Origin of the sequence: Dendronalium phyllosphericum CENA369 (genome assembly GCF_016056275.1) — a bacterium.
GTDB classification, from domain to species: domain Bacteria; phylum Cyanobacteriota; class Cyanobacteriia; order Cyanobacteriales; family Nostocaceae; genus Dendronalium; species Dendronalium phyllosphericum.
On sequence record NZ_JAECZA010000214.1, the window covers coordinates 85,413 to 97,896 of the forward strand.

The window sequence follows — 12,484 nt, forward strand, 5'->3', positions numbered from 1 at the left end:
TATTTTTTATACAAAAAAAGTAGCTTTCACGGACGAAATAAATAAGTATATTTCCGTATAAATATGCAAAAATAATTAGTTTTATGCCTGCTTTCTGATTTTGACCAAATAATTACTAATTCTTAATTAAAAAACGGGTACAAGCCACCACTAAATTTTTTAATGAGCTTGGTTTCCAATCATTGGACAGTTCAAGCCGCCACTGATTTTAATTATGAATTATTTTGACTTTCTTGAGCATATTTGACAATTAGCAGACAATTGCGATCGTCATCACTGCGTTCGTAAACAACACGATCTGCCAAGCGCCGCAATAGAAACCAGCCATAACCCCCTACTTGTAGAGTACCTGGCTCCGGCTCCGCGATCGCATTGGGATTGAAAGGTTTTCCATAATCCCAAATTTTGATCTCTAGCCGATCTATCCACAGGCTAACTTCAATTTCTATAGTTGTTTCCGGTGGTAAAGCACGATGAGCGTGACGGACTGCATTAGTAAAGCCTTCTGCTAATGCTAAGTTGAGGCGATAAAGTTGTCCTTCTGACCAACCAAATTGAGATAAATATTTCAGACAAAATTGCTCAAACCATTGCTGTACTTGGTTTAGAAGCTTAAGTTCGCTCTTCACCGTTAGATGGTCTTGCTGCACTATGCTAAGCATTGACCGTGTTTTGAATATAAGTAAACCCAAGTTGCTATTTATAGAATTTTGCACTCTTAGCAAAATTTCTCTGACAGTTAAAAAACTTAATTTGGCATATTTTTTCTACCAAAATACAAAACATAGTCGATTTTGGCATTCCTAAGATTATAACTAGTGCGCGACGGAAATCATGACACCATTTCTAAAGCTGATAAAGCCTTAAAATAGGTAATTTGAATTTTGCGTAGCGTTACTAGCAAATTACATTAAGCTACAGTGAAAAATCTGATATTTTTGTCTTTTGATAATTATAGATTTTGCAATCGCTTTCCATCCAAAACTTTAAATTTTAAAAATCCGATGCACTATTAAAATTGACACCTGTTGATTGCTTTCAAAAGCACATCTTGAATATGCTCTTGAAACACAGGTGTCAAAACTCTTTGTGGTGACTAATTTAGAAAAGTCCCAAGGTCAAAGATTTGTCTAATGGGAAAGCAGCACCAATACCTAACCAGAGAGTGACGAGAGTGCCAAATAGGAACACTGTAGTCGCTACCGGACGGCGGAAGGGGTTTTGGAACTTATTAACGTTCTCAATAAAGGGAACGAGGATCAATCCCAGAGGCACAGAGGCCATTGCTAACACCCCTAAAAGTTTGTTAGGAAGCGATCGCAAAATCTGGAATACAGGATACAAGTACCATTCTGGTAAAATTTCCAATGGCGTAGCGAAAGGATTAGCTGGTTCGCCTGTCATCGCCGGGTCTAGCACAGCTAGAGCCACTATACAAGCGAACGAACCCATAATTACCACAGGAAATACGTACAATAGGTCATTAGGCCAAGCCGGTTCGCCATAATAGTTATGGCCCATACCTTTGGCAAGTTTGGCTCTTAGTGTAGGATCGCTCAGATCGGGTTTTTTCTGTGTTGCCATTTTTAAATGCGCTCTCCTGCTTAAATTCAGTTAAAGCATTTGTAAAGCTATCAGCTATTAGGCGACCCTAAAGAGCGACTAGCACAGCTGTTAGGTCTGTTTGGCAGCCGCCCTAGGGTGTCTACAGCTTTCAGCTAACACTATGAGTGTTTGTTTTATTGGTAACTTAATTAAGTCATTTATGACTAATTTCCCTAAGTTTAAAACAAACAACTCAATCTTGGAACTGACTGCTGTTGCCTTTTCGCTTTTGAGCTGATTAGATTACAAAGGCCCGGAAATTCCTTGTTTGCGGATCATCAAGAAGTGGAACAGCATGAAGACTGCAATTAGCCAAGGTAGCACAAATGTGTGGGCGCTATAGTAGCGAGTTAGCGTTGCTTGACCAACACTAGAACCACCACGTAGAAGGTCGGAAATCAAAACGCCTACTACAGGAATTGCTTCGGGTACGCCGCTAACAATTTTCACCGCCCAGTAGCCAACTTGATCCCAAGGTAGGGAGTAGCCTGTTACACCAAAGGAAACAGTGATTACAGCTAAGATAACGCCACTTACCCAAGTCAATTCGCGGGGCTTTTTGAAACCACCTGTGAGGTATACCCGGAAGACGTGCAAAATCATCATTAGCACCATCATGCTGGCAGACCAGCGATGAATGGAGCGAATTAACCAACCAAAGCTCACTTCATTCATGATGTATTGCACAGAAGAGTAAGCTTCGGCAACTGTTGGTTTGTAGTAAAACGTCATGGCAAATCCAGTGGCGAACTGGATGAGAAAGCAAGTTAGGGTAATTCCACCCAGGCAGTAAAAAATGTTGACGTGGGGAGGGACGTACTTGCTGGTTACGTCTTCAGCGAGCGCCTGAATTTCCAAGCGTTCCTCAAACCAGTCGTAAACGTTGGCCATACAATCTCAAATTCCTAAAAATCGGATGCGGTTGTTCGAGCTCCCAATTGGCAATTTTGGGATTTTCATAAAGATGAGTTGGTTCGTCTGCTTTTAAGCTTTCAAAGTGATAAAAGTTTAAAAAAACTTAACACTCTGCCAATATGAAATATATTGCGTTACTTTGCAACCCAACACAAAAAATGGTGGACACAAGGTAGATCTTATCGTTTGTTGAACGCGATGCATTAGCATCAATTGCCTTCGCAAGTTGATGAGAACAATGCACCACTTCTATAAAAAAAGTAACATAATCGAGAGATAGATTTCATCAACAACAAGCTAATTGAGCAGTTATAGGCAATTTCGGTTGAGGTGGACTTGAAAATGGGGTTCATGGACAAACAAATATTCCGGCTAGGATTTTCACTACTAATAGCTTTTTGCTTGGCGCTGGGCGGATTGATGGAACCCGCAGCAGCTTTGACGCAGGAACAAAAGCTCGTTTCAGAGGTTTGGCGAATTGTTAATCGTACTTATCTAGATGGGACGTTTAATCATCAAAATTGGGCACAAGTAAGGCAAAAAGCTCTAGAAAAGCCGCTTAACGACCAAAAAGCGACTTACGGGGCAATTCAGAAGATGCTTAAAAGCCTCGACGACCCTTTTACCCGCTTTTTAGATCCCGAACAGTACCGCAGTTTGCAGGTGAATACCTCTGGAGAATTGACTGGAGTGGGCTTACAAATAGCCCTTAATCCCCAGACAGGAAGGTTGGAAGTTGTGTCTCCCATAGTGGGTTCGCCAGCCGATAAAGCTGGAATTAGACCGCGCGATCGCATTATCAAAATTGAAGGCATCTCTACAGAAAATCTCACTCTCGACGAAGCAGCAGCCAGAATGCGCGGCCCTATTGGTAGTCTGATTACGCTATTAATAGAACGAGACGGAGAGGGAGAAACAGAAGTTAGAGTTGTACGCGATCGCATTGCTCTTAACCCTGTTGTGGCAGAATTACGCGTATCTCCACAAGGTACGCCTGTTGGCTATCTACGCCTCAGTCAATTTAATGCCAATGCCTCAATGGAATTGGCACATGCTATTTCTAGTTTAGAAAAAAAAGGCGCTGCTGCCTATATTCTAGATTTGCGAAATAATCCTGGCGGACTATTGCAATCAGGAATTGAAATTGCTCGTCTGTGGCTAGATTCCGGTACTATAGTCTACACAGTAAATCGGCAAGGTATTCAAGGTAGCTTTGAATCATTCGGCCCAGCCTTGACAGACGATCCTTTAGTCATTTTGGTCAATCAAGGAACTGCTAGTGCCAGTGAAATTCTTGCTGGCGCGCTACAAGATAATGGTCGTGCTCATTTGGTAGGTGAAACCACCTTCGGCAAAGGCTTAATTCAGTCCTTGTTTGAATTATCTGATGGTTCTGGCTTGGCAGTCACAATTGCTAAATATGAAACTCCGAAGCACCGAGATATTAATAAATTAGGTATTAAGCCAGATACAGCAATCGCCCAAGAACCTATAACCCGCGAACAGATTGCTACAGAAGCGGATTTACAGTATCAAGCAGCGTTGGAACAGTTAAAGACTAACTCGGTAATGGCGAAAAAATTGTAAAAACTTCAGAATGTCAACAGCGAGAAGTTAGGAATTAAGAATAAAAACTCCTAACTTCTAACTTTTAACTCAGCACTCAGCACTCAGCACTCACAAAAGAGGCTGTATCCGCAGCAAAGCTGGTAAATCCAGAGAGGCAAGGCGCTGATAAGCATTATCTATGACGCGTTCGCCCCTGAGAAAACCAGTATTCGCACCCGGACAAATGTATTGGAGAGTTTCTGGTGTAAAGCGTTTTAGCAGAGACTGAAGACTATGAATCTGTCTTGGCCAATGGAATGTTTTTGCTGTCCGTAACGGCATTGGTTCGCCTTGCTGGTTGGGAACTAAATGTCGTCCGGAAAACAGTACACCTCCAAAATCACTGTAATATAGGCAAGATGAACCAGGAGAATGACCAGGTGTCCAAATTACTTGTGCAGTTGAAGTAAAATTGAAATCCTGGGTAAAACTGGTTACGGTTAATCCTGGTAATAAATAGGCTTCTTGCTCTTGAATGAGAATTTCGCACCCCATAGCTTGCTGAATTTCTGCTGTTTTACCAATAGCACCTCTATGGGTAAGAAATAACCAACGCACGCCCCCATGCGATCGCAAAAAATCCTGATAGGTTTGGTCTAAAGCCGGGCAATCTATGAGGATATTGCCTTCATTTCTTACAATGAAGTAAGACGTTCCTCCTAATGTGTCCCGATTTGGTGGAAAGGCAAAGATGCTGTTTAGTGTGGAATCTGATTGGAGGTTTCCTTGGCTCGGAACTTTGGAAAAGAGTACAGTCCGTGGTGGCTTGGCTGTCTGACTTGGCTGTTGAGGTAGGGGACACATGAGGAAAAACCCGAAACTGAGGAGTTGCGAACAATTTGGTTACAGAGTTTGACTTCTGAAGAATTTATAATTGAGAGTTAACAAGTGCTGTTAACCGTTCGGGGAAAAGTGGGTTTAAAGTCTGCCTTGTAGTGAGAGCTGTGGTGCTGTCACTAAGAGTAGGACGTTTTTTCAAAATCATTGAAGATCATGACATTTTGGTTTCTTCTCCTACTGGGACTAGCTACTTATTTAATGGTGCAGCGTAGCGTCGCTAACATCACCCGGACTCCAGTCTGGTTGTTGTGGTTGGTATTGATGACACCAGCATTACTATTGAGCGGATGGACGCTAATGTATGGGGCAAAACAACCTCCACCACCATCACTGATCGTTTGGCCGTCCATTTTCTGTCTTTTGTTATACTGGCTGTTATTTCAATTGGGGCGTAAAGCGCCAAGAGATACACAAACTGAACCCCAAGCTATTGAATCACAATCGGCTATCCATCCTACCGCAGAACCAGTAACCGTGCGCCCCATCGAACCAACGGAAGAAACCCAATTGCGAAATTGTTTTCCCTGGTCTGTTTACTACATCCAAAATATAGAGTACAGACCCCAAGCCGTAGTGTGTCGGGGTCAGTTGAGAACCACACCAACTAGAGCTTATCAACAGATTAAAGCAAATGTTGAAAAAGAATTTGGCGATCGCTTTTTGGTGATTTTTCAAGAAGGTCTTAATGGCAAACCTTTTTTTGTACTTGTTCCCAACACCCAAGCGGCTAAAGCAGCAAACACAGGTAAACCAGAAAAGTTAACGCGACCAGGATTAGCATTACTACTAGTATTCGCCACCTTACTAACCACTACGATGGTTGGGGCAAGAATAGCTGGTATCGATCCGACAAAACTACAATCTAACCCAACTGTGCTTTTGCAAGGACTGCCCTATGCTCTAGGACTAATGACTATCTTAGGCATCCACGAACTCGGTCATTATTTGACAGCTAGGTTCTATAAAATTCGCTCTACACTGCCATACTTTATCCCCATGCCTTTTTTCTTGGGAACTTTTGGTGCATTTATTCAGATGCGTAGTCCCGTTCCCAACCGCAAAGCTTTATTTGATGTGAGTATTGCCGGGCCAATTGCTGGTTTTGTCGCTACATTACCCTTGTTAATATGGGGTTTGGCTAATTCTCATGTGGTTCCTTTAACTGAAAAAACTGGGCTGTTGAACCCTGATGCTCTCAATCCTAAGTATTCAATCTTACTAGCGCTACTCTCAAAGTTAGCATTAGGCAGTCAGTTAACAACAACATCAGCTATTGATTTACACCCAGTAGCAGTAGCTGGTTTTCTGGGACTAATCGTTACAGCCTTAAATTTGATGCCTGTAGGACAATTAGACGGCGGTCACATTGTTCATGCGATGTTTGGGCAACGAACCGCTATTGCAATTGGGCAAATTTCCCGCTTGTTGCTGCTACTACTTTCTTTAGTTCAGCCAGAGTTTTTTGTGTGGGCGATTATCTTATTGTTCATCCCCTTAATTGACGAACCTGCCTTGAATGACGTTACTGAATTGAATAACGGACGTGACATTTTAGGCTTGATGGCGATGGCTTTGTTGGTGATGATTGTACTACCATTACCGCAAGCGATCGCCCACTTCTTGCAAATTTAATGTAACAAGGCAGTCCCGATAAAAAAACTTTCATCGCTATGCATGAAAATGGGACTGGAGACTAGATATTAGTCTTTTTACTCAGCACTCAGCACTCAGCACTTTCAAGTTAGGGGTAAGGAGGAAAGGCAATGAAATTGCCCCTTCCCAGGCGATGCCTTCCTCTCACTCTCTTTTCTACCTTCTTTGTCACACTAACTTGCAGCTGAATTAGCTGTCTCTGAAACTTTTTTGGTTGATGGAATGCCACCCATACGAATTTCAGAAGTGAAGGAAGCGGTACTAAAGCCATCAGAACGTTTCAATACACGCACGCGCATACGTAAATTGGGGCTAGCAAACCATAAACGCTCTTCAGCCGACACATTTTCGTACTCTGTAGTTAGAGTTAATGCGCCATCACTGCCTATTTTGTAACGTCCAATGATAGAGGTTTCCTTGGTAGAACCTATTTCCTGAAGAAATTTGCCTTCATTGGGATTATCCACATCAGGTATTGAAACTAGCACGGAAGAACCACTGTCTTTTTTTTGATTTCCTTCCATTATCTCGTTCCAGGTTACTTTGGCACTACAAGCAGCGGAACTAGGAGAAATTTCGTATCGTTGACATAGCTTGATTACCTCTGGACGATCTGTTGCTAGTATCTCAACAACGATGTCTGACTTACCATCTTCAAATTGCTGAAAAGCTAAATGGTGACTAGTACGATGGGAAAACCATTTACCAGCACTCAAATCAAAAAACTCTTTTATATTCATAAATGAAATTATCCTGCATTTAAATGCTAAAAATCCTACTAAATTATTTCTTAAAAAATAGCAGGAGATACTGAGTTAAGCTCGATCGCTTTTTTCTTCTAGCCTCTTGAGGGAAATCCTTGCTGCTTCAGCGACGTTGGGATGAACGTCTTTTTCCAGATATTTCAAAGCTGATACGCTTTTGGGGGTAGGAAGATGTCCTAAAGCTTCTGCAAGACGTTGCCGCACTAACCAATCATCTGATTCGGCAAAGCGCAGGATATTATCTACAGACTCAACGTCTTCAATTTCTCCTAGCGCGGAGATTGCAGCTTGTTGCAACACTACTTCCTGACTATCTAAAGCCTGAATGAGAATTTGGCGAGCGCGCGGATCTTTAAGATTACCTAGGGACACAGCTGCACTAAAGCGTACTAGCCAATCAGTATCTTCGTAAAATGCCCGTGCTAGCACTTCAAAGGCTCTAACATCGCCCAAATATCCTAAAGCACCGGCAGCATCAGCGCGGATACCATAGTCTGGGTCTGTTTCTAGAATTTTCATTAAAATTGGATAACTTTCTGCCGTTGGCTTAACTCCTAAGGCAAATATTGCCATAGAGCGCAGTTGCAGAGATTCATCATCCAACACCTTTTTAATTAAAGGTACTGCATCTTCAGGGGCTACATCACGCAGACTGGCAAGAGCTACCATGCGATCGCGTAAATTCGGACTTTCTAACTGAACAGATATTTCCTCTAAGGGTAGAGCAGCCATTTTGGTTCAAAGCATCTTCTTTACTGATCTTTACTTTACCTGATTCGCTCATAAGGCTGTTGTTGTAATGTCGTAAGAGTTGGGTGGCATTCCCGAACAGCATATATATGTATAAACAAGTACTATTAAATTATTTGAGAATGCTTATGTATTTTATTTAGCAGACAGAATTAACACTCAGCTGTGCCTCAGGTATGAAGAGATGACTTAGGTGGCGAACGTAGGTTAAAGGTGCAACTCTCAAATACAGCTTGAAACCTTGAGGAGAATAAAAATGGTTCAACTCAGCGAACGTCCGGGTACAAAAAAAATCACAAACTTGCAAGATAAGTTCCTCTACAAAATTGGAACTATGCTTGATGCTGAAATTCGCTTCTTGGAAGCACAACAGTTGATGTGTCAGTGTTGTCGAGATAACCAGTTAAAATCCTTGATTGAAACCCATGTTCGGGAAACCGAGCAGCAAATTAAGAATCTAGAGCAGGTTTTTAGCACTTTGGGGCAGCAACCACAGCGGGTTAATTGCGATGCAGCAGCTGGTCTTGTCAGTGATGGTCAAAAATTAATGCTATTGGCTAGCGATAATCCGACAATTGTAGACTTGGCACTAGCAGCAGAGCAGGCTAAGGTCGAACAGTTAGAGATTATCAGCTATCGTGGGTTGATAATGAATGCTGAGGTGTTGGGGCACAATCAAGTAGTGCAACTGCTACGGCAAAATTTACAGCAAGAAGAGCAGACTGCTCAAAAACTTGAGCAATCTATGCCACAGTTACTTAAACAGGCACAGTCGGCAGGAGGTTCTGCTACTAGTAAGTCTCGCTAAAAGCTAAATATTTATTTGAATCAATAAAGCCACAGATGTAATGCTGTGGCTTTTCTACTCTTGAGATAACCTCTACGTGCCTTTGTATTGAAAAAAGCTAGGATTTGGCGCAGCTTTACAAAGAAACGGTATTGAGACTATTGATAGACAACCATATACATAGTAAGAGAGAAAGAATACTTCAATAAACAAGTTAAGATTTGCTTGAATCCTGATAATTGCTGTGTTCTTAAGGATTTCATGCAGTGGGATAACCACAACATTGTCGCAAATCTCACCCCGATTTTTGAGCGGGGTTTTCTTTTAGTAGTGTGGTAAATTCTGCGATCGCTTTATTGTTGTCTACTACTAGTGGTATTTATTTAGACAGGACAAAGGCTATATCTATATAAATTGGCTAAAAATATAGACATGAAAAGCTTGAAAAAACTGTAAGCACAACAAAATATTTTATTTAATTTACTGAATTTTTTAGTTAATACTATAGTGCTTATTTTAACAATTCAAGATGTCGATCTATGTATAAAGGTATTTCAAAATTTAATTAATTACGTAGGATTACGGTTATTTTTGCTCATATAACTTTGTTAAGCCTACCCAACAAATAACATCTCAGGTTAGTTTGGATGAATATTGCACTAAACTCAATCTTTTAAATAAGTAATGACGAAACTATCTTAAGCGGTTAGACTATAGTTCCAAAGAGATTACCGACAGGTAAAAAGCTGAAGTTGTAAGACACTAGTTTTTCATAGAAGATAAGAGTTCAGTATTCGACTCAAATCAACCGTAGTAGTCCAACTACGGTTTTTTTGTTTGGCGTTCAGAGTTAATATCATGTCCGGTTAAAGACTTACTGTTTAGACTGACGCAAAGACACGGGGACGCAGGGACAAAGGAGAGATTGTAATCATAAGTGATTAGGCGGACACGATATAACACAGTATTTTTCTCTCCTAGTAGCAATAAAAGCGTCTGCGGAAAGCGATGTCTGACGACAAGCCGCTTTGGGTCTACACATTCCTAATAAATGTAAATTTTGTGAAATTTAAATAGTTATATTGGCTAAAACTATTTTGAAGTATGTAAAAAAATGCATTGCATAAATGCAGGATGAATTGGGGTTGAAATCGTTAAAAAACCGTTATAAATTGGCAAACTCATCCACTAATGCAGCAAGGTTTAAAAAATACTATAGCATTCATTGTAGCTTTAAAAATGAGTTTTCTAGACATAATTACTAATTTTATTAGTTTCTCTTGTATCTCTAATAAAGTAAATTTTAGTAGTTTTACCGCACCAATAATTAAGTTTTTATGAATAAAAAGAGTATATAGTTTTTCAGTTTTAAGTTTATGTTTTTCAAGAGATTTGGTGGTGTAGTAGCAACGATAATCCTTTCATTTAGCAGCACAGCAAGCGCCCAAACAATTAATAACAATCTTTATATTCAAGTAGGCTCTGGTAGTAATGGCGAACCAGTCATACTAGATTTGGCATCAATTAAAGGAACAGAATATGTCATTATACAGAAGCATGGTGACGGGATGACACAAACAAATCTTCGTGCTTCCTGCGGTCAGCATAAATTAATTTCAACAAGATTATCTTTTTACAACTCGACTGGGCAGTTGACGCGCGATGATAAAACTAAGCGAGAGATGTCCCTCAAGCTTGGTACTCCTGAAGCTAATTCTATGGAAATTGTCTGTCGGGGGGCAGAAGTTCCTAATCATAAGTAATCGATAACTTGAAAAAGAGAATGGACGAGCATTTTCTGGTGCGGGAAGTGCTGAATGTAGCCCATCCGATTCCGGAGTATCTAGTGATTATAAAACCTGAAGACTTAAGTAGTATACTCTGCGTTAATCTTCACGTAGTCATAACTCAAGTCGCAACCCCAAGCTTTACTAGAACCATAGCCATTACCAACACTAACTGCAATGATAACTGGATTGTCTAGTCGTTGAGTCTTGATGGCGCTGCGGACATCGCCTGACAAATCATTACTGTTATTAGTAGCAACAAAATCCTCAGGTAAGGGATAATTAACCGCAGCTTGTTTTAAATATGCACTCGCTGCTGCACGGTCGAATGGCAAAGGTTGACCGTTCTCGATCATTAAAAAATCTCCTAGCTGAATACGCAGGTTTTCTTGTTCAAAAGGTACACCTGCACGACCAGCAGCAGCAGCGATACGTCCCCAGTTGGGATCGCGTCCAAAGATTGCAGACTTGACTAAAGACGAACCAGCGATGGTTTTGGCTATTTGACGAGCTGAAAGTTCATCATGGGTTCCTGTGACTTGTACTTCAATTAGACAGGTTGCACCTTCACCATCGCGCGCGATCGCTTTTGCTAAATGCTGGCAAACTGCTGTTAGCATTGCTTCTAATTTTTCTGCTTCTGCGCCTACCTCGGTAATTGCTGGGGTACGAGATTGACCGTTGGCGAGAGCGATTAAGCTGTCGTTTGTGCTGGTATCGCCATCGACGGTGATAGAATTGAAACTTCGATCGGCCGCCCTTGCTAACATTTGCTGCCAAAGACCTGGTGAAACAGCTGCATCGCAGGTAACAAATGCCAGCATGGTTGCCATGTTGGGATGAATCATCCCAGAGCCTTTAGCTATACCACCCATCCGCACGGGGCGATCGCCTATAATTGTCTCTAGGGCAATGGATTTTGTGACTAAATCTGTGGTGATAATCGCTCCTGCTGCTGCATCTGAGCCTGTTTCAGAAAGTGCTGCCACTAGTTTAGGAATTCCATTCCGCAAGGCATCCATTTTAATACGTTGACCAATTACGCCAGTAGAAGCGAGCAGAATTAATTCCGGCGAAATATTTAACTCACGCGCCAATAACTTTGCACTTTCTTGTGCATCTTGAATGCCCTGATTCCCTGTAGCGGCGTTTGCTTGTCCGGCATTGCAAAGAATTGCCTGAGCGCTATGTTTAGCTTGTAAGCGTTGGCGGCAATAATCCACGCAGGCGGCTTTAACTTGGCTCGTAGTGAATACACCAGCTGCGATCGCCTCTACATCCGACCAAATTAAGGCCAAATCGGGTAATCCTGAAGGTTTCAGTCCTGCGGTTATTCCTGCCGCCCGATACCCCCTTGGGGCTGCTATCCCACCACTAATTTCCTGCCAGTCTGCCATTTTTCTTTCCTTAAAACTATTTAGCCGCTAGACTGGCGATTATACCAAGTCTTATTCATCTAATTATTGATTTGTTAGCTAATTACCCCTCTTCTGTCACTTTCCGAGTATTCTGAATAAAAGGAATAGAAGAAAAAGCTCTGGAAGGTAAGTAGAGCAATGGATGTAGAATTACAAATCCTCAAACATTTGGCAAGAGATCCTCACCCAACAGTTACGATCATAGATGAATATTGTGCAGAGTATAAAGAGCTATTTAAAGAAGTAAGGAATTATGAGTGCTTCAAATATTTACACCTAGGGATAATGTCAGCAATTAAAAGAAAATCATTACCAGAGATAGCAAAAGCTGTAAGTATAAACTCAGCTCAATCATTA

Annotated in this window: 11 protein-coding genes and 1 pseudogene; 5 read left to right on the forward strand and 7 right to left on the reverse strand. The window is 41.3% G+C overall.

What is annotated here, in order from left to right:
- Positions 1 to 212: 212 nt before the first annotated feature.
- The 3 genes from I8752_RS23705 to petB all read right to left on the reverse strand — a co-directional run bounded on the left by I8752_RS23705 (position 213) and on the right by petB (position 2,496).
- Positions 213 to 662 carry an ATP-binding protein gene (locus tag I8752_RS23705; RefSeq protein ID WP_214434700.1) on the reverse strand — a complete coding sequence of 150 codons (450 nt, stop codon included), beginning with the start codon at positions 660 to 662 and terminating at the stop codon, positions 213 to 215.
- 439 nt (positions 663 to 1,101) lie between these two features.
- Positions 1,102 to 1,584 carry a cytochrome b6-f complex subunit IV gene (petD, locus tag I8752_RS23710; RefSeq protein WP_214434701.1) on the reverse strand — a complete coding sequence of 161 codons (483 nt, stop codon included), beginning with the start codon at positions 1,582 to 1,584 and terminating at the stop codon, positions 1,102 to 1,104.
- Between the two features lie 264 nt (positions 1,585 to 1,848).
- Positions 1,849 to 2,496, reverse strand: coding sequence for a cytochrome b6 (gene petB / locus I8752_RS23715; protein WP_214434702.1), 648 nt, complete (start codon positions 2,494 to 2,496; stop codon positions 1,849 to 1,851).
- A 366-nt stretch (positions 2,497 to 2,862) separates the two neighbouring features.
- On the opposite strand from petB, the gene ctpA reads away from it, so the two are divergent.
- Positions 2,863 to 4,107: a carboxyl-terminal processing protease CtpA gene (ctpA, locus tag I8752_RS23720; RefSeq protein WP_214434703.1), complete on the forward strand. Its 1,245-nt coding sequence runs from the start codon at positions 2,863 to 2,865 to the stop codon at positions 4,105 to 4,107.
- Positions 4,108 to 4,197: 90 nt separating this feature from the next.
- Here ctpA and I8752_RS23725 read toward each other — a convergent pair whose 3' ends face one another.
- Positions 4,198 to 4,932, reverse strand: coding sequence for an MBL fold metallo-hydrolase (locus I8752_RS23725; protein ID WP_214434704.1), 735 nt, complete (start codon positions 4,930 to 4,932; stop codon positions 4,198 to 4,200).
- Between the two features lie 189 nt (positions 4,933 to 5,121).
- Here I8752_RS23725 and I8752_RS23730 point away from each other — a divergent pair, with 189 nt between their 5' ends.
- Entirely contained in the window at positions 5,122 to 6,600 is a 1,479-nt protein-coding gene (locus I8752_RS23730; protein WP_214434705.1) for a site-2 protease family protein, read from the forward strand.
- A 194-nt stretch (positions 6,601 to 6,794) separates the two neighbouring features.
- Here I8752_RS23730 and I8752_RS23735 read toward each other — a convergent pair whose 3' ends face one another.
- Positions 6,795 to 7,361 (reverse strand): phycobiliprotein lyase, encoded by a 567-nt coding sequence (locus I8752_RS23735; protein WP_214434706.1) that lies wholly within the window; start codon positions 7,359 to 7,361, stop codon positions 6,795 to 6,797.
- A gap of 75 nt (positions 7,362 to 7,436) precedes the next feature.
- Positions 7,437 to 8,117: a HEAT repeat domain-containing protein gene (locus I8752_RS23740; protein WP_214434707.1), complete on the reverse strand. Its 681-nt coding sequence runs from the start codon at positions 8,115 to 8,117 to the stop codon at positions 7,437 to 7,439.
- Between the two features lie 274 nt (positions 8,118 to 8,391).
- Here I8752_RS23740 and I8752_RS23745 point away from each other — a divergent pair, with 274 nt between their 5' ends.
- Positions 8,392 to 8,943 (forward strand): YciE/YciF ferroxidase family protein, encoded by a 552-nt coding sequence (locus I8752_RS23745; protein WP_214434708.1) that lies wholly within the window; start codon positions 8,392 to 8,394, stop codon positions 8,941 to 8,943.
- Between the two features lie 1,355 nt (positions 8,944 to 10,298).
- Positions 10,299 to 10,685: a hypothetical protein gene (locus I8752_RS23750; protein WP_214434709.1), complete on the forward strand. Its 387-nt coding sequence runs from the start codon at positions 10,299 to 10,301 to the stop codon at positions 10,683 to 10,685.
- 104 nt (positions 10,686 to 10,789) lie between these two features.
- Here the strand turns inward: I8752_RS23750 and argJ are convergent, their stop codons facing one another.
- Positions 10,790 to 12,106, reverse strand: coding sequence for a bifunctional ornithine acetyltransferase/N-acetylglutamate synthase (gene argJ, locus I8752_RS23755; protein WP_214434710.1), 1,317 nt, complete (start codon positions 12,104 to 12,106; stop codon positions 10,790 to 10,792).
- 159 nt (positions 12,107 to 12,265) lie between these two features.
- On the opposite strand from argJ, the pseudogene I8752_RS23760 reads away from it, so the two are divergent.
- Positions 12,266 to 12,484, forward strand: a pseudogene (locus tag I8752_RS23760) (IS701 family transposase); the annotation flags it as partial.